The organism is Nonlabens sp. SCSIO 43208, assembly GCF_050703575.1.
In the GTDB taxonomy this organism is placed as follows: domain Bacteria; phylum Bacteroidota; class Bacteroidia; order Flavobacteriales; family Flavobacteriaceae; genus Nonlabens; species Nonlabens tegetincola.
This window is the reverse complement of the sequence record NZ_CP065365.1, coordinates 1,835,834-1,853,593: the sequence shown is the minus strand read 5'-3', so window position 1 is coordinate 1,853,593 and position 17,760 is coordinate 1,835,834. Positions and strand designations below refer to the sequence as shown.

Sequence of the window (17,760 nt, the reverse complement as noted above, 5' to 3'; positions counted from 1 at the left end):
GTCAAAGATCATTAAAAATCTGAATCTGAAAGCAATTCACAACGACGAGGAATAAGACCCACAAAGTTTTTTAGTTGTCAAAGATCATTAAAAATCTGAATCTGAAAGCAATTCACAACGGTAAAGGAGTAAATTTCTTACCACCACCAGTTGTCAAAGATCATTAAAAATCTGAATCTGAAAGCAATTCACAACCAACACTACGGTAATTGTTTGAGTATTAACTGTTGTCAAAGATCATTAAAAATCTGAATCTGAAAGCAATTCACAACAGGTCTAAATGCGTATTTTCTTTTACTATCGTTGTCAAAGATCATTAAAAATCTGAATCTGAAAGCAATTCACAACTGACGGAGCAAATGTTTATGCAAATGTAATGTTGTCAAAGATCATTAAAAATCTGAATCTGAAAGCAATTCACAACGTGCCTTTTACTTCCGTTAACTGAATTAAGGTTGTCAAAGATCATTAAAAATCTGAATCTGAAAGCAATTCACAACAAATACTTCTCTATAACTTTAACTAATGGCGTTGTCAAAGATCATTAAAAATCTGAATCTGAAAGCAATTCACAACGGATCCGTGTAATTTCAATAGGTCGTAACAGTTGTCAAAGATCATTAAAAATCTGAATCTGAAAGCAATTCACAACCGTCATAGTTATAATAAATATGTTATCTGAGTTGTCAAAGATCATTAAAAATCTGAATCTGAAAGCAATTCACAACACATAGTTAAAATAGTTGTTTTCGTTGCCGGTTGTCAAAGATCATTAAAAATCTGAATCTGAAAGCAATTTTTAATCAACTTTTTATTTTTATTGCAGTGTTAATTTGTGCTCGCTTTCGCGAAAGCGTAATCCCAAAAACATCATTCACAAAAAAAGACCTGTGGCACAACAGGTCTTTTAAAAGGGGAAAACGAAAGTAAATCTAGTGACTAAGCATTTTTACTTTGAACTTGTACAGCTAGATTGTAGATAACTAACCCAAACCCAATTTTGTTAATAGCGTCACCTATGTTGTACACAACATCAAGGTCCAATCCTCCAAAAATCGATTCGTACCAACCTGGAGTTCCTGCCATATAACCTATCGGGTAAATGGCCCATCCCACTAGTACAAACCAGCATAAGGTTTTATGAGCGCTCAAAACGTAGCCACCTGCTTGTTGTGCGAGTTTTTTTGCCTCGCCAAACCAAATGATTGCAACAATCCAGAAGTAAGCTAATCCTGAAACTAATCCCCATAACCAGGCATTGTCCCTATCAACTGCTTCGCCAAAGTATCCTGTTACAAGCATTACAACTGAAAGTAAAATGAGTTTCCACATTAAAGATTTCTTTGCACCAGCGACCTTAAGAATTAAATAAAATTCAACACACATTAAAGGTACCGTAAGTACCCAATCCACATATCTAAAAAATACTGGTGACTCTGCAAAAGAAGACCAATAATCTCTCATATACCAATAGTGAACCGCAGCAATGAAAGTGATCAATCCTGAAACTAAAATAGAGACACGCCATTTTCTATCAAAAGAATTCATAGAAAGAAAAAAGAAGGCGCTGGCAGCCATCATAGCCATACAGCCTACAAAAAACGAAAACCCTACATAATCATTGGGAGCGATTTTTGAAACTTCGGTAAGTAATAATAAAGTATTCATAATAAAATGTTTTTGTTGAACTAAAATTACAAAACTTTAAACATATTTGTTTAACTTTATAATGTTAATTTTAAACAAAAAATGTCTTACCGAGGTTTATACCGTATCATTTTAATACTAAGTTTCCTTTGTTTATGGGTGTCAACGCGTATTTCGGAAGATTGGGAAAATGGATTAGGGTTGGTATTAATTTTATCAATTGGAGTTATACATGGCGCTAATGATGTGCGAATTCACCTTAACAAAAGTGAACGTTCTACTAAAAGGATACTTTCATTCATATTGAAATATTTAGTTGTGGTGTTTCTAGGAACTGTAGGATTTTTTCTTTTACCACAAATTACCCTTGGACTTTTTATACTGGTAAGTGGATATCATTTTGGACAAGAACATTTTGAAAAATACCAATTACCTGCTTCCTGGAAAAACAATCTATTTGTAGCGGCTTATGGATTATTAATCCTATTGATGCTATTCAAAATTAATTCCAGTCAAAGTCTAAATGTTATCAATGAAATAGTTTCCATGAATATAACTGAACAGCAACTGTACTATGCCCTTCTTGCTACATGCGTTATCCTCGTTGCTACTGGAGCCTATCAACTACGAGGTCTTCCTTTAAAGACAATTGCTAAGGAATTATTATATCTCGCTGTCATCTTTATTATTTTTAATACAAGTAGTCTATTATGGGGATTTGCCATCTATTTTGTTTTATGGCACAGTGTACCTTCTATGTACACTCAAATCACTTTTTTATATGGCGACTCAAATCAGTCACATGTTTGGAATTATATTAAATACAGTTCATTGTATTGGATCGCTTCATTAATATTCTTAGGTGTTTTGTATTTTTTTCTTCAAGAAAGAACTCAATTCTTGCTGACTATTATAGTTGCATTCTTAGGAGGAATAACGTTTCCTCACGTATTCGTCATGGATAAAATGATCAAAAAAGCATAAAACCGTTTTACGATTTAACGTTTAACACATTAAGAACGTTAAGTCTTTCTTAAAGCAAAGAGAAATTTAGATATAATTCGTCTAGCGGTATTTAGATTGATACTTTTGAAGCCTAATAACAAGACATTTACAATGAGTCAAGTAAAAGAAAACGATACTGTACAAGTACATTACACAGGAAAATTAACAGATGGGCAAATATTTGATAGTAGCCTAGAACGCGATCCTTTAGAGGTAACTTTAGGACAAGGTCAATTAATTCCTGGTTTTGAGCATGGTCTTATCGATATGAAGGTGAACGAGAAAAAAACTATTACGATAAATAAGGAAGATGCTTATGGTGAAATACACGATCAACTTTTCCAAAAAGTGGATAGAGCAAACTTACCTCAAGAAATTGAACCACAAGTAGGTATGGGATTAGTATCTCAAAATCCAGATGGTACTGAACGTCAACTACGTGTGAGTGAAGTGCATGATGATCACATTGTGGTAGATGCTAATCATCCACTAGCTGGTAAGGATTTGGTTTTTGACCTTGAACTAGTAGCAATTAAGTAAATTTTTTACAATCCTATAAAAACAGCCTTGTAACCTATTGGTACAAGGCTGTTTGCTTTTTACGCAGGTAAGAAACATTTTCTTATGTTGAACCTAGCTAATTCACTTGAAACACGTTACTAGAAATGTTACCTTTGCATTCCTTAAAAATGAGGTATACCTATGTTTGATAATTTATCCGATAAGTTAGATAAAGCCATGCACGTCCTTAAAGGGCATGGTAGTATTACTGAAGTTAACGTAGCTGACACGCTTAAAGAAATTAGACGTGCCCTAGTTGATGCCGATGTAAACTTTAAAATTGCCAAGGAGTTTACTAAAAAGGCTAAAGATAAAGCGATTGGACAAGGAGTTCTTACCTCATTAAAGCCTGGTCAATTACTTACAAAAATTGTACGAGATGAGCTAGCAGAATTAATGGGTGGTGAAGTAACCGGTGTTAATCTATCGGGTAATCCATCTGTTATTTTAATGTCTGGTCTACAAGGTAGTGGTAAAACTACATTCTCTGGTAAACTGGCTAACTTCTTAAAAACAAAAAAAAGCAAAAAACCTTTATTAGTTGCCTGTGATATTTATAGACCTGCAGCCATTGACCAATTACATGTAGTAGGTGAATCAATAGGTGTTGAGGTTTATTCTAATCGTGACGAAAAAGATCCAGTTAAGATTTCTCAAGCTGCAATAGCTCATGCAAAACAAAACGGCTTTAACGTTGTTATTATAGATACCGCTGGTCGTCTAGCAGTAGATGAGCAAATGATGAATGAAATTGCTCAAGTACATGCTGCTGTTCAACCACAAGAGACTCTTTTTGTAGTAGACTCGATGACAGGTCAGGATGCTGTGAATACGGCTAAAGCATTTAATGATCGTTTAAATTTTGATGGAGTTGTTCTTACTAAACTAGATGGTGATACTCGTGGTGGTGCTGCTTTGTCTATTAAATCGGTTGTTGACAAACCTATTAAATTCATAGGTACAGGTGAAAAAATGGAAGCCATTGATGTTTTCTATCCATCACGTATGGCAGATCGTATCCTAGGAATGGGAGACGTTGTTTCACTTGTAGAAAGAGCTCAAGAACAATTTGATGAGGAACAAGCTCGTAAACTGAATAAAAAGATTGCTAAAAATCAGTTCGGTTTTGATGACTTCCTAAGTCAGATCCAGCAGATCAAAAAAATGGGTAACATTAAAGATCTTATGGGAATGATACCTGGTGCTGGAAAAATGCTTAAAAATGTAGATATCGACGACGATGCTTTTAAAGGTATTGAAGCTATCATACATTCTATGACACCTGAAGAACGTACTAAACCACAAATTATCAATGGTAGCCGTAAAAAACGTATTGCAAAAGGTAGTGGTAGTACGGTTAAAGATGTAAATCAACTGCTCAAACAATTTGACCAAATGAGCAAGATGATGAAAATGATGCAAGGCGGTAAAGGAAAAGCAATGATGAATGCATTGGGTAAAATGAGATAAAAATATCTCCTACCCTATTTTAAAAGAGCTTTTCGTCTTTATTGATCTACATAAATTGAATTCTCTCATATCGAGTGAACTTCGCTATTGCTACAGCTTTTAAAGTTATTGTAATACAATAATTGGTTTGGACTCCAGTTTTACCCGTGAATAACATAAAATCATGAGCATTAAGTTATTCTTACCTGCGGTTTGATTGGTAATTGATTTTATCATACGTATTAAAACAAATGATTTATCACTCCGTCTTTAATAAAACGTTTTCGTTAACAACTAGTGAAAACCTATTACTTCAAAACTTTTAAAAATCAATCAAATTCTTCAATTTTACAGTCGATTAATTAAAAAGCATCATGATCCTACTAGACGGTAAAAAGACCAGTAATGATATCAAGAATGAAATCACAGCTGCAGTACAAGAAATGAAAGATAAAGGTGAAAAAGTACCTCATCTTGCAGCAATAATTGTAGGTAATGATGGCGCAAGTCTTACCTACGTGGGCAGTAAAGTAAGAGCGTGTGAGCGTGTAGGTTTCGAGAGCACGTTGATTAAAATGCCTAATACTACCAGTGAAACCGAATTGCTTAAAGAGATTAAAAAATTAAATCAAAATCCTGAAATTGATGGGTTCATTGTTCAGCTTCCTTTACCTAAACAAATTGACACCCAAAAAGTTCTAATGGCTGTAGATCCAGACAAAGATGTCGATGGATTTCATCCAACAAATTTTGGAAGAATGGCACTAGATATGAGTACATTTATCCCTGCTACTCCTTTTGGTATTCTCGAATTATTAGAACGATACAACATTGAAACTAAAGGTAAACATACTGTAGTAATAGGTCGATCGCATATTGTAGGTAGACCTATGAGCATTCTTATGGGAAGAAAAGGTTTCCCAGGAAACTCAACCGTAACACTTACGCACAGTCAAACTAAGAATATTACTCAAATTACTTCACAGGCTGATATTATCATTTCAGCGCTTGGAGTTCCTGGTTTTCTTAAAGCCGAAATGGTTAAAGATGATGCAGTAATAATCGATGTGGGAATTACTCGTGTTCCTGATGAAAGTGCTGCAAAAGGTTATTACATCACTGGTGATGTTGACTTTGAGAATGTATCCAAAAAGGTTAGTGCAATAACACCTGTTCCAGGTGGTGTAGGTCCTATGACCATTGCAATGCTACTTAAAAATACGTTATTAGCTCGTGAACGTCATCGTGTAATGAGCAATTAATCCTTAAAAACTGCCCGTTTATCGGGCAGTTTTTTTTGTAACTTACATTTGGATTGATCGGTAAATATTTTAGTAAACTTGTACCATAAATAATTTTGATATCATGAAAAAAGCTTTTGTAATCGCTCTAGTAGTCTTTGGTTCCGCTTTCGCGAAAGCGCAATCACCATCCTACCAAGCTCTCGTAATGGAATATTTTGAAGTAGGTGGAATTGATGAAGAATATAATCAAGCTTATGACATGATGCTCAATCAAATTAAGGATGCTTTTCAATCACAATCGGTTCCTGAAAGTTTTTGGAAAAAACATCAAAACAACAAGAAGGAAAGTGTAGCCCAATTCAAGGGAATACTAGCGGCAGAGTATCGTAGTATTATCACAGAAAAATATGACCTAGAGCAATTGATTAAATTTTATAAATCCGAAGCGGGAATACAATTGCGTAAAAATCCAGCTGCCATGACTGAGGAACAAAAGGCAGCCTATGCCAAATATCTAGAAAGCAGTACCGCTCAAAAAATTAACGAGATACAAGGTGATCTATCGGCTGCAAAACAAAGGACAAGCATGTACTGGTCTAGAAATTTGTTTTGCAGTATCATAAGTGAGATAAAGGAACTGGGATATAACTCTGGAATGCCTACCGGGAATTGCAATTAATGGACGATTATTTAAAAAAATTACCCCAACTTGCAGCTCAAAAAAAGACTGAAAACACTCAGTATTTTAAAAAATTACGCAAAAAAAAACCCAAAAACCTAGATTATATAGTTCAAGAAACTCACGATGAGGTTTTTGAGGAAGTGGACTGCCTAACTTGTGCAAATTGTTGTAAAACAACTGGTCCTCTATTTACCGACAATGACATAGCGCGCATCGCTAAGCACTTTAGGATGAAACCATCCGATTTTATTGATGATTACTTGCGTATAGACGAGGATAAAGACTATGTACTTAAACAGGTGCCTTGCCATTTTCTAGGGGCAGATAATTATTGTTCTATTTATGAGGTAAGGCCCAAAGCTTGTAGAGAATATCCGCACACCGATAGGCGCAAAATTTATCAAATAGGAACTTTGACGGTAAAAAACACAGCCATTTGTCCTGCAGCGTTTAAGATGGTAGAGAAAATGAAGAGTAAACTACCCTTATAATTTTAAAATTTCCTTAATTCCATATCAAACAATCGTTAATCACACATCACATGTGAAACTACCTGTCTAATATTGCATTATGAAGTGGACACTTTACTTATTCATTTTATTAGGAATACTCTCTTGCAAAGAGGATAAACCCATAAGCACCACCCAAGTCATTCAAAGAGAAGGCTTTATTAATATCATCAATGAGCCTAGTGAAAAGATTCAGGTTATAAATTTTTGGGCAACCTGGTGCGCGCCTTGTGTAGAGGAGCTACCCTATTTTGAAAAAGTAAACACTAAATATGATGATGTAGATGTAGTTCTTATATCCTTAGACGATGTAGAAAAGGTAACTTCAACGGTAAATCCATTTCTTAAAGAAGAAGAAATTAAAAGTTCCGTTTACCTGTTAGATGATCCCTATGCCGCAGAGTGGATACCCATGGTAGACGATCATTGGGATGGTGCCATACCAGTAACCCTTATAAAAAAAGGAAAAGAAAAATATTTTATAAACAAAGCAGTGACCTACGACCAGTTGGAAGAAGCCATTGCACAATTTAGATAGGTTATGAAAATCGTGAAATTTTTAAGTTTAAGTGCAGTAATACTTGTGGCTGTTGTCATTACCAGTGGTGTAATAGACACCAAAGTAATGGGATATGATGTTGCTGACACTATACAAGAGTCTGGTTATAAAGTAGGTGATGTTGCTACAGATTTTTCTCTTAAAAATATCGATGGTAAAATGGTGTCCTTATCAGATTACAAACAGGCCAAAGGATTTATTGTAATTTTTACATGTAATCATTGTCCTTATAGTGTGGCTTATGAAGATAGAATTATCGCAATTGATAAAAAGTATAAAGAATTAGGATATCCTGTAATTGCAATTAATCCTAACGATACCGAAACTTATCCTGCAGACAGTTATGAGAACATGATTGTTAGAGCTCGAGAAAAAGGTTTTACATTTCCTTATCTATTTGATGAAGGCCAAAAAATATATCCACAATATGGTGCCACAAAAACTCCGCATGTTTATTTGCTAAAAAAGGAAGGACCTAGAAATGTAGTTCGTTACATAGGAGCAATAGACGATAATCATAAGGATGCGAGTAAAGTTAAAAATCATTTTTTAGAAGATGCTTTGCAAGCGCTTTTAAACAACAAAAAAATAGAAAATACCTATACGAGAGCCATAGGTTGCAGTATTAAATAGGTATATTGTTATAATCTATTGACTTGACCTAATTCAAGGTACATATCCCTATCATAATTTCTTATTTTTGTCTTAAAATTAGAATTATGATATTGGAACAATATTATACAAAATGTCTAGCTCAAGGAACTTATTACATTTCCAGTAATGGCGAGGCTGCGGTAATAGATCCACTACGTGAGGTACAACCTTACATTGATAGAGCTGCTCAAGAAGGAGCTACCATTAAATATATATTTCTTACTCATTTTCATGCAGACTTTGTATCTGGTCATGTAGATCTAGCAGATAAAACTGGTGCCACGATTGTTATCGGGCCTAATGCCAGTACTAGTTACGCTTTCGCGAAAGCGGAACACCAACAAAGTTTTTCTATCGGTGACATTACACTTATCTTGTTACACACTCCTGGACACACCATGGAGTCCTCTTGTTATTTATTAAAAGATGAAACAGGTAAAGCAGAGGCAATATTTACAGGTGACACACTTTTTATAGGCGATGTAGGTCGTCCTGATCTTGCAGTGAAATCAGATCTAAGCACAGAAGATCTTGCAGGTCATTTATATGATAGTCTACGCAATCACATCATGCCCTTACCAGATGACATCATTGTTTATCCTGCTCATGGTGCTGGTAGTGCTTGTGGTAAGAATATGAGTAAAGAAACTAGCGATACTTTAGGGAATCAAAAGAAAATTAATTATGCTCTTAATCCTGATTTAACTAAAGAGGATTTTATCAAAGAAGTAACTACAGGAATTGCTGCACCGCCTTCTTATTTCCCTAAAAACGTGTGGATGAACAAGGGTGTGAACAGCAGTATTGACGAGATATTAAAAAGAGGAATTACACCTATTAATGCAAAATCTTTTAAAGCGCTCGCAGACGATGTAGAATATCTAGTACTTGATGTACGCAGTCCACAAGAATTTACCAAAGAACACATACCTGGAAGTTGGTTCATAGGTCTAGATGGACAATTTGCCCCATGGGTAGGAGCTTTAATAGAAGATATTGATCAAAAAATTATTCTAGTCGCACCTGAAGGTCGAGAAGAAGAAGCAGTGACTAGACTAGCGCGAGTAGGTTACGACAACTCTCAGGGCTATCTTAAAGGAGGAATTAGTAGTTGGAAAACTGCAGGATATTCTATTTCAAGCATTGAAGATATTACAGCTCAAGAATTTATCGATGGACTAGAGTCTGGAATGATTGAACAACCACTAGATTGTCGTAAACCTGGTGAATATGAAAGCAGTCATGTCAATGGAGTACCTTTACATGCCCTAGATAACGTTCATTCCGAATTGAAACATTTGGATAAAACTAAAGTGTATACAGTTCATTGCGCTGGTGGATATAGGTCAGTGATTTTTGCCAGTATTGCTCAATCACAAGGCTTTAAGTTTAAAAATGTATTAGGTGGTTATGGAGCCATCAAAAAAACTGAATTAAAAAATCAAGAATTGGTCACTACTAGTTCTTGTAATATATAAATTATGAAAGATATTAATCAAGAGGAATGGAGAAAACTCATCGCTAACGATGAAAACGCTATCATTCTAGATGTTAGAACAAAAGAAGAAGTAACTGAAGAAGGAATTATTCCTGGTGCCCTGCACTATAACATTTATGAACCAGAAACTTTCATGAATGCTGTAAACGGCATGGACGCTTCTAAAAACTACTATGTATATTGTCGTGCTGGTAGTCGTAGCGCTCAAGCTTGTCAAATTATGAATCAATTGGGACTACCAAACACCTATAATCTATTAGGTGGATTTATGGAGTGGGAAGGAGAAACAACGCACATTTAATGAAAACTATATATCGATTATTTTTTGTAATTCTATTTTCTATTTCCATAAGTTCTTGTTTTCAAGATAAACCAGGTACAATTATAAAAATTTCACCCGAAGAGGCTGAATCCTTAATTGAAACTAACAAGGTAAAGCTTATTGACGTGCGTAAAGATCTTGATTTTAATAAAAAGCATCTTAAAGGCGCAGTTAATATGGAGATAGAAAATACAGATCTCGAAAAGATTTTATCTTCACTAGATAAAGAGGAACCATTATTACTCTATTGTAATAAAGGTGGTCAAAGTGCTCGTTGCGCCAAAATTCTCGAGGAAAATGGATTTCTAAAAATTTACGACCTAACAGGAGGAATTCAACAATGGGAAAAAAGTGGTCGTAAAGTAATTGTACAGAATTAAAATTATGGATTTAAAACAAGTTCCAAAACTTAAGCATACCGATAGTAATAATTTCTTTTTACTTGCTGGCCCTTGTGCTATCGAAGGTGAAGAAATGGCTTTACGAATAGCTGAGAAAGTTGTGCGTATAACAGATGATTTAAAAATCCCTTACATATTCAAAGGAAGCTTTAAAAAAGCAAACCGCAGCAGAATTGACAGCTTCACTGGAATAGGTGATGAAAAAGCTTTAAAAATTCTTGAAAAAGTCTCAAAAACATTTGATGTTCCTACGGTTACCGATATTCATGAAGTAAGTGATGCACAAAAAGCGGCTCAATATGTGGATGTTCTGCAAATACCTGCTTTTTTAGTTAGACAAACCGATCTAGTAGTTGCAGCTGCACAAACAGGTAAGGTAGTTAACCTTAAAAAGGGGCAATTCATGTCACCCGAAGCTATGCAACATGCAGTTCAAAAAGTAAAGGACTCTGGTAGCGATAAGGCTTGGATTACTGATCGCGGTACCATGTTTGGTTATCAGGATATGATCGTTGATTTTAGAGGAATTCCTACCATGAGACAATTTGCTCCTACAGTACTAGATGTGACGCATAGTTTACAACAACCTAACCAATCTAGTGGAGTAACTGGTGGAAGACCAGATATGATTGAAACAATCGCTAGAGCAGGTGTCGTAAACCATGTAGATGGATTGTTTATAGAGACACATTTTGACCCAGCAAACGCAAAAAGTGACGGCGCAAACATGCTCGACCTACAACATCTAGAAGGTTTACTGACAAGACTCGTAACTATCAGGAAAACAATTAGTTCGTTTTAACTATCGTTAACACAACGTTCAAAGTCAGGCTATCATTGGATCGCCTGACTTTTTTATTTCGATATATTCAAGTTATGTTTAAGAAATTGTAAAACAGTTTTTTATAACTGTAACAAAAAGGAACTTTGCATGTCTTTTAATAAGAACAACAAAATAAAATGCTATGAAAAAGTTACTTTTTTTGTTTGTTATTCTGGTAGCCGGAATTGCAAACGCTCAAACCGTAAAAAACACAGATGATCTTAAACGTGTAAAAATTCACGCTGATGCTGAAGTAGAATTCGTAAACTCTACATCGGATAAGGTTATGTTTAATCTCAATGAAGAAGATCTTAAAAACTTTACGATATCAACTGAAAACAACAGTCTGATCGTTAGACAGAATGGCACAAGCGCCAAACCTCTTAAAATTAGAATCTACACTAACTCTTTAAAAGCACTTTCGGTTAAAGGAAATACACAAGTTTCTTTCTCAAAATTTAATTACGAAAAGTCTTTAATGGTAGAGGCCTTAAACGGAGCTCAAGTAGATCTTAACAATTTTAAGATTGGTACATTAAACATCATAAGATCAGGAGATAGTTCTGTTGCCGCTGAACAAGCAAAAACAACTAAGGAAACTGTAGATGGAGTTTTAATTGCTGCTATTGACTAATAATTTATCACAAAAAAATAGTAAAGCGTCTCATTTTTTGAGGCGCTTTTTTTTATTTCTCTTTTAAATTGTTAAACTTTTGTTAGATATCTAAGTCTAAACTTAAAAGTTAGTTGAAAATGGGAAAAAGTCATTTTATAGTTTCGATTTGTTTATTAGTCTTGAGTACCATCTTTATAGGTTGTCAAGAATCCAATGATGAAGTAATTTTAACTGAGCAAGAGATCCTTAATAATCATTTTACAAACATCAGTTTATCTACAACACTACCCTATCAAAACACGCAAGTACCTAACTATATAAGATTCGTAAATACAGGAAATGATGTTGAAAATGAAAAAGCGCAATTAGGTAGAGTTTTATTTTACGATAAAAACTTATCTATTGATAATTCTATTTCTTGTGCAAGTTGCCATATTCAGTCTCATGCTTTTGGCGATCTTAACATGGCAAGTGTAGGTGTTAATGGAATTACTACAAGGCACAGTATGCGGCTAGTAAATGCCGGTTATAGACCAGGAACTTCTTATTTTTGGGATGAAAGAGCTAGTTCTATAGAAGATCAAGTATTACAACCTATTCAAGATCATATAGAGATGGGTTTTAGCGGTTCCAATGACTCAAATACTTTGGAGTCTTTGGTTCAAAAACTACAATCATTAGAGTATTATCCAGTACTCTTTAAACAAGTATACGGCAATGAACAAGTAACAACAGAAGGCATTCAAGAGTCTTTGGCTAATTTTGTTTTAAGCATTCAGTCTTTTGATTCAAAATTTGATGAAGGTCTTGTTCAAACTGGGAATATCAATACTCCATTTCCAAATTTTACCCAATCTGAAAATCGTGGTAAAAGACTGTTTAATACGCCAGCTGTCAATGGTGGTGCAGGTTGTGTGAGTTGCCATGCAGGTCCTGAGTTTGCCATAAGAGATGACATCCATAATAATGGTGTAATAGGAGTGCTTAACAATCCGAATTTAAATGATCATGATAATACTAGATCTCCTAGCCTACGTGATCTCACCGATCCCATGGGAAATTTAAATGGCCCTTTAATGCACGACGCCTCTTTGTCAACGCTGTTAGAGATGGTCAACCATTACAATCAAATTGATATAGCAAACCAACAATTATTAGACCCTTTATTGTTCTCTTCTGTAGGGCCAAATGGACCAGTTGGTCAAGATTTACAACTTACTGAAACACAAAAGGAAGATCTCATTAGCTTTTTAAGAACCCTTTCAGGCAACTCAGTCTATACTGATGAAAAATGGAGTAATCCATTTATCCAACCTAATTAATTAATAGTTTATTATATGTGTTCTCATCGTGGCGATAAACATTGCCATCAACAAGAGGCTTTATACCGGGAACAGCAAGCTTATCAGTAAACTGCCAAAAATCCCAATCACCTTCTGGTTGACCACTATAGCTATAATTGGCAATCCACAGCCTAGGATAATTTTTAAAATAATCATCGCTAGATAAATAATCCTTGTAATAACTAGCTCCTGTATAAAGAATAGGAGCTACTCCATAATGTTTTTTAATAATAGAAATCCAATTTTTAAGTCCTTTTCTCAGGTTTTCTATTGATTGTATGCTAGAGACATCTTCAATATCAAGAACAGGTGGTAAATCACCTTTCTTTAAATCTACCGTTTTAATAAAATTTTTTGCTTGTTGAGTGCTGTTAACATTGGCCCAATAATAATGATAGGCACCACGATTTATGTCTAAGACTTGTGATTCTTCCCAATTTCTTTTGAACCTTTTATCTTTTTCCACTCCTACAGTTGCCCTTATAAAAACAAATTGTAAGCTTCTTTCTGGATTAGGATAGGTCACCTTATCCCATTCAATTACTCCTTGATGATGTGATACATCGATTCCTTGAATACTATATTTTTCAATACGATTTTCAAAATGAACGTTAGTTGGTTTAATTGATGAAAAGTTACTGTAATCCCGATAAAAATAAAATGCTACGACTAGAGAAATAACGGCGGTGATCAATAAAATTTTAGACCTCTTCATGTATAACTGTCTATTTAATAAGTTATCTATTCAGTCTAAGATTTTGTAATTCTATCAAGGTTTCTAACAACACTTTATTGTCCATATCGTCTATAGAAAAATACCTCAACGACCTCATACGCTTACGCCCTTCACCAGCAACCAATTTATTGTGTTTATTGGATAATTCACTTCCATATGCGAGTCCTAGGTCCACATATTTCCTTCTAAAATTTATATAACAAAACATGATATTTCCCTTTAGGTAATAAAAAGGTAAACTCCATTTATATTTTAGAACGGCATCTGGGAAATTTGAACTTATCAATACGTGTAAGTCCATCATAATATGATTGAAAGGTTCTGGAGCTTTGTAGATATAATCTTCTGCCGGATTCATGTGGTTAATTTAGTGGTTATTACGCTTTCGCGAAAGCGTAATTTCGTAAATTTAAGCTCTGACTAAAATAAAATTATGAAAACTATTTTCTTCCTTTTCTTCCCTATTTTAATTTTTGCTCAAGGTAGTAGGTTGCTTAGACAGCCAACTATTCATGAAAATAAAGTTGCTTTTGTTTATGCTAACGACTTGTGGTTATCAAGTACCGATGGTAGTCAAGCTATTAGATTAACTTCACATGAAGGCTATGAAAGTGCTCCGCATTTTTCTCCAGATGGTAAACATATAGCATTCACGGGACAATATGACGGAAATATAGATGTGTATGTGATTCCCACGAATGGAGGTTCACCTAAACGTTTAACCTACCATCCTGAAGGAGATTTTGTACAAGGCTGGACTCCTGATGGAGAGATTATTTTTAGAAGTGGTAGATCAGGAACTCCTACCAGACTTAATAAGTTTTACACCATAGGAATCAATGATGCATTTCCAAAAGAAATGCCCTTAACACGAGCTAGTTACGGAGAAATCTCGCCTAATGGAAAGTATGTTGCTTATACTCCAATTACTAGCTGGGATCCAGAATGGCGCAACTATCGCGGTGGACAAGCCATGCCCATATGGATTGTTAACCTCTCAAATTTTGAATTACAAACAACGCCACAAAAAGATCAAGAAAGGCATTTGGATCCAGTATGGATAGATGATACCGTTTACTATCTTTCGGAACGGGATTACACTTCCAATATTTGGTCATTCAATATTCATACAAAAGAAGAAAAACAAATTACCTTTCATAAAAAATTTGATGTAAAAAGTCTTGATGCAGATAAGAATCAAATTATTTATGAACACGCTGGCTTTTTGAAACTTCTCAATCCTGTAAATGGTGATACAAAACAAATTGTTATTAATGTAAAGGCCGACATCAATGATTACCGACCGCACTGGAGTGAGATAAAGGACAAAGATTTACAAAATGCTGATATTTCTTCTAATGGTAAACGGGTGCTGTTTGAACATAGAGGTGAGATTTTTACTGTACCTAAAGAAAATGGCTCATGGAGAAATATTTCAAAAAATTCATCTTCTGCAGATAGGAATCCAATTTGGTCTCCAATAGGAGATAAAATAGCATATTTTAGCGATCGCACAGGTGAATACAAGCTGTACATTACTGATATTTTTGGAGAAGTAGAACAAGAGATTTCAATCCCACAAAGCACTTTCTTTTTTAAGCCTGCTTGGTCTCCTGATGGTAAATACATCGCTTTTACAGATACTCACTACAATCTCTGGATAACTAATTTAGAAACCTCTAAAAGCTATATTGCAGATACTGATACCTATGCTCACCCCAACCGAACGATGAATCCTACCTGGTCACCCGATAGTAAATGGGTGGCTTACTCAAAACAACAGGAAAGTCATTTTAAATCTATTCAAGTACACAACATAGAAAATAAAAATACTTTTCAAATAACCCATCCATTGGCTGATTGTATAAGTCCTGTATGGGATAAAAACGGTAAATACGTCTATACACTTGCAAGTACAGATTATGGACTTGAATCAGGTTGGTTAGACATGAGTAATTATGACCCAAAAACTTCACGCAATCTTTATGCTGTTGTTTTAAATAAAACAGATAAAGCTCCTGTGACTATAAGTAGTGATGAAAGTATAGAGAAATCTGCTTCTCAAGAAAAAGATAATGATTCCAATAATGCAAATGAAGCAAAGAATGTAGTCATAAATCAAAATGGAATATTTGAAAGAATGGTGAGTTTAAAATTACCAACAGAACAGTATGTTGAGATGTTTGCCGGACCTGAAAATGAGCTTTTTATTTTACGAAAAAGTGATCGTAAAGTAGGGAAAAATAAAGGTGAATTAATAAAATATAATATTCCTAAAGAGAAATTTGATCTGTTTATTGATGATGTTTCAAAAATTAAAACCTCAATCGACGGTAATCAAATTTTACTCTATTCACAGAATACGTGGAAAAGCACTTCAACAAATTCAAAGACTGTAAAGAATGATGATAAAATAAAAACGAATCTTAAAATGCTTGTAGAACCTCAAAAAGAGTTTCAACAAATATTTAAAGAAGGATGGAGATATATGAGGGATTTTCTTTATGTCGACAATATTCATGGAGCTCCATGGGATGAAATTTATGAGTGGTACTCACCATGGGTAAAACATGCCCAACATAGAACAGACTTAAACTATATCATTGATATAATAAGCGGTGAAGTAGCAATAGGTCACAGCTATGTTTCAGGCGGTGACCTGCCTGATGTTAATCGAGTTCCTACAGGCCTTTTAGGGGCAGATATTACGTTGAAAAAAAATGGTTATCAAATTTCAAAAATTTATTCAACTGGAGCTTACAACCCAAATCTTGTTGCTCCTTTGTCAATCCCAGGTTTGGATATTCAAGAAGGAGATTACATCATTGAAGTAAACGGTGTTAAGGTATCACCAGATTCTAACATTTATAAATTATTTGAACAAACAGCTAACCGTGAAATACAAATTACAGTATCAAAGGAAGCAAGTGGTAAGACATCAAGAAAACTAATGATTAAACCTATTCAATCAGAAAGAGGATTACGTACAGAAAATTGGATTGAAAACAATAGACGCAAAGTCGATGAAATGTCCAATGGTCAATTAGCTTACGTTTACGTGCCTAATACCTCACAAGCTGGATTTGTATCCTTCAACAGATATTACTTCAGTCAACAAGATAAAAAAGGGGTCATTATTGATGAAAGAAATAATGGTGGTGGTAGCGCTGCAGATTATATAATCGATATTTTGAAAAGAAAACCATTCGGTTATTTTAATAGTAAAGCAGGAGATAGAAAACCTTGGACCACGCCTATGGCAGGAATTTTTGGGCCTAAAGTGATGATCATAAATGAAAGAGCTGGATCTGGAGGAGATTTACTACCATATATGTTTAAGAAAGCTCAGTTAGGTCCATTGGTAGGTACAAGGACTTGGGGTGGACTAGTAGGTACATGGGACACTCCTAACTTTATAGATGGAGGAAGAATGGTTGCTCCAAGAGGTGGATTTTACGATTTGCAAGGGAATTGGGCTGTTGAAGGAGTAGGTGTATCGCCGGATATAGAAGTGATACAAGAACCTAAAGAAACTGTAAAAGGCAGAGATCCACAGTTGGAAAAGGCAGTAAATGAAGCTTTAAAATTATTACCTAAAGAAGAATTTATATTCAAAAAAGATCCTGCTGATCCTGTTAGGTGGAAGAGGCCTGATGGTTATCAAAATGATCAAGATTAAATTAAATAATGTAAAAAAGTCCTGAAATAATT

At 34.7% G+C, this 17,760-nt stretch carries 18 protein-coding genes and 1 CRISPR repeat array (1 of these 19 running past the window's edge); of the genes, 15 read left to right on the top strand and 3 right to left on the bottom strand.

Going from position 1 to position 17,760, the window contains the following annotated elements; translation table 11 throughout:
* Positions 1-804: a CRISPR direct-repeat array (repeat unit 46 nt; unit sequence GTTGTCAAAGATCATTAAAAATCTGAATCTGAAAGCAATTCACAAC); it reaches 914 nt to the left of the window's first position.
* A 135-nt stretch (positions 805-939) separates the two neighbouring features.
* Positions 940-1,668: a bacteriorhodopsin-like gene (locus tag I5168_RS08440; protein ID WP_042280311.1), complete on the bottom strand. Its 729-nt coding sequence runs from the start codon at positions 1,666-1,668 to the stop codon at positions 940-942.
* Between the two features lie 81 nt (positions 1,669-1,749).
* Between I5168_RS08440 and I5168_RS08435 the strand changes: the two genes are divergently transcribed.
* The 14 genes from I5168_RS08435 to I5168_RS08370 all read left to right on the top strand — a co-directional run bounded on the left by I5168_RS08435 (position 1,750) and on the right by I5168_RS08370 (position 13,292).
* A complete protein-coding gene (locus I5168_RS08435; RefSeq protein ID WP_431471496.1) occupies positions 1,750-2,631 on the top strand; it encodes a Brp/Blh family beta-carotene 15,15'-dioxygenase in 882 nt (293 codons plus the stop codon).
* 132 nt (positions 2,632-2,763) lie between these two features.
* Positions 2,764-3,192 carry an FKBP-type peptidyl-prolyl cis-trans isomerase gene (locus I5168_RS08430; RefSeq protein ID WP_105019237.1) on the top strand — a complete coding sequence of 143 codons (429 nt, stop codon included), beginning with the start codon at positions 2,764-2,766 and terminating at the stop codon, positions 3,190-3,192.
* Between the two features lie 162 nt (positions 3,193-3,354).
* Positions 3,355-4,683: a signal recognition particle protein gene (gene ffh, locus I5168_RS08425; protein ID WP_042280317.1), complete on the top strand. Its 1,329-nt coding sequence runs from the start codon at positions 3,355-3,357 to the stop codon at positions 4,681-4,683.
* A 353-nt stretch (positions 4,684-5,036) separates the two neighbouring features.
* Positions 5,037-5,924 (top strand): bifunctional 5,10-methylenetetrahydrofolate dehydrogenase/5,10-methenyltetrahydrofolate cyclohydrolase, encoded by an 888-nt coding sequence (locus I5168_RS08420; RefSeq protein WP_042280318.1) that lies wholly within the window; start codon positions 5,037-5,039, stop codon positions 5,922-5,924.
* A gap of 103 nt (positions 5,925-6,027) precedes the next feature.
* Positions 6,028-6,585 carry a DUF2059 domain-containing protein gene (locus tag I5168_RS08415; RefSeq protein WP_431471495.1) on the top strand — a complete coding sequence of 186 codons (558 nt, stop codon included), beginning with the start codon at positions 6,028-6,030 and terminating at the stop codon, positions 6,583-6,585.
* A complete protein-coding gene (locus I5168_RS08410) occupies positions 6,585-7,079 on the top strand; it encodes a YkgJ family cysteine cluster protein (RefSeq protein WP_431471494.1) in 495 nt (164 codons plus the stop codon). The genes I5168_RS08415 and I5168_RS08410 overlap by 1 nt, the downstream gene beginning before the upstream one ends.
* A gap of 79 nt (positions 7,080-7,158) precedes the next feature.
* Positions 7,159-7,635, top strand: coding sequence for a redoxin family protein (locus I5168_RS08405; RefSeq protein ID WP_338349961.1), 477 nt, complete (start codon positions 7,159-7,161; stop codon positions 7,633-7,635).
* 3 nt (positions 7,636-7,638) lie between these two features.
* Positions 7,639-8,289, top strand: coding sequence for a thioredoxin family protein (locus tag I5168_RS08400; RefSeq protein WP_431471493.1), 651 nt, complete (start codon positions 7,639-7,641; stop codon positions 8,287-8,289).
* An 86-nt stretch (positions 8,290-8,375) separates the two neighbouring features.
* Positions 8,376-9,788, top strand: coding sequence for an MBL fold metallo-hydrolase (locus tag I5168_RS08395; protein ID WP_431471492.1), 1,413 nt, complete (start codon positions 8,376-8,378; stop codon positions 9,786-9,788).
* Positions 9,789-9,791: 3 nt separating this feature from the next.
* Complete coding sequence (locus I5168_RS08390) at positions 9,792-10,109, top strand: rhodanese-like domain-containing protein (protein ID WP_167342189.1); 318 nt, start codon at positions 9,792-9,794, stop codon at positions 10,107-10,109.
* Positions 10,109-10,510 (top strand): rhodanese-like domain-containing protein, encoded by a 402-nt coding sequence (locus I5168_RS08385; RefSeq protein ID WP_167342190.1) that lies wholly within the window; start codon positions 10,109-10,111, stop codon positions 10,508-10,510. The genes I5168_RS08390 and I5168_RS08385 overlap by 1 nt, the downstream gene beginning before the upstream one ends.
* 4 nt (positions 10,511-10,514) lie before the next feature.
* A complete protein-coding gene (kdsA, locus tag I5168_RS08380) occupies positions 10,515-11,333 on the top strand; it encodes a 3-deoxy-8-phosphooctulonate synthase (protein ID WP_042280334.1) in 819 nt (272 codons plus the stop codon).
* A 163-nt stretch (positions 11,334-11,496) separates the two neighbouring features.
* Positions 11,497-11,988 carry a GIN domain-containing protein gene (locus I5168_RS08375; RefSeq protein WP_431471491.1) on the top strand — a complete coding sequence of 164 codons (492 nt, stop codon included), beginning with the start codon at positions 11,497-11,499 and terminating at the stop codon, positions 11,986-11,988.
* Between the two features lie 161 nt (positions 11,989-12,149).
* Entirely contained in the window at positions 12,150-13,292 is a 1,143-nt protein-coding gene (locus I5168_RS08370) for a cytochrome-c peroxidase (RefSeq protein WP_431471490.1), read from the top strand.
* On the opposite strand, the gene I5168_RS08365 is transcribed toward I5168_RS08370, so the two are convergent.
* A complete protein-coding gene (locus I5168_RS08365; RefSeq protein ID WP_105019245.1) occupies positions 13,285-14,028 on the bottom strand; it encodes a glycoside hydrolase family 25 protein in 744 nt (247 codons plus the stop codon). The two genes, I5168_RS08370 and I5168_RS08365, sit on opposite strands and share 8 nt — an antisense overlap.
* Positions 14,029-14,050: 22 nt before the next feature.
* Positions 14,051-14,407, bottom strand: a complete 357-nt coding sequence (locus I5168_RS08360) for a DUF1801 domain-containing protein (protein WP_105019246.1) — start codon at positions 14,405-14,407, stop codon at positions 14,051-14,053.
* Between the two features lie 75 nt (positions 14,408-14,482).
* On the opposite strand from I5168_RS08360, the gene I5168_RS08355 reads away from it, so the two are divergent.
* Entirely contained in the window at positions 14,483-17,728 is a 3,246-nt protein-coding gene (locus I5168_RS08355) for a S41 family peptidase (protein WP_431471489.1), read from the top strand.
* Positions 17,729-17,760 lie beyond the last annotated feature (32 nt).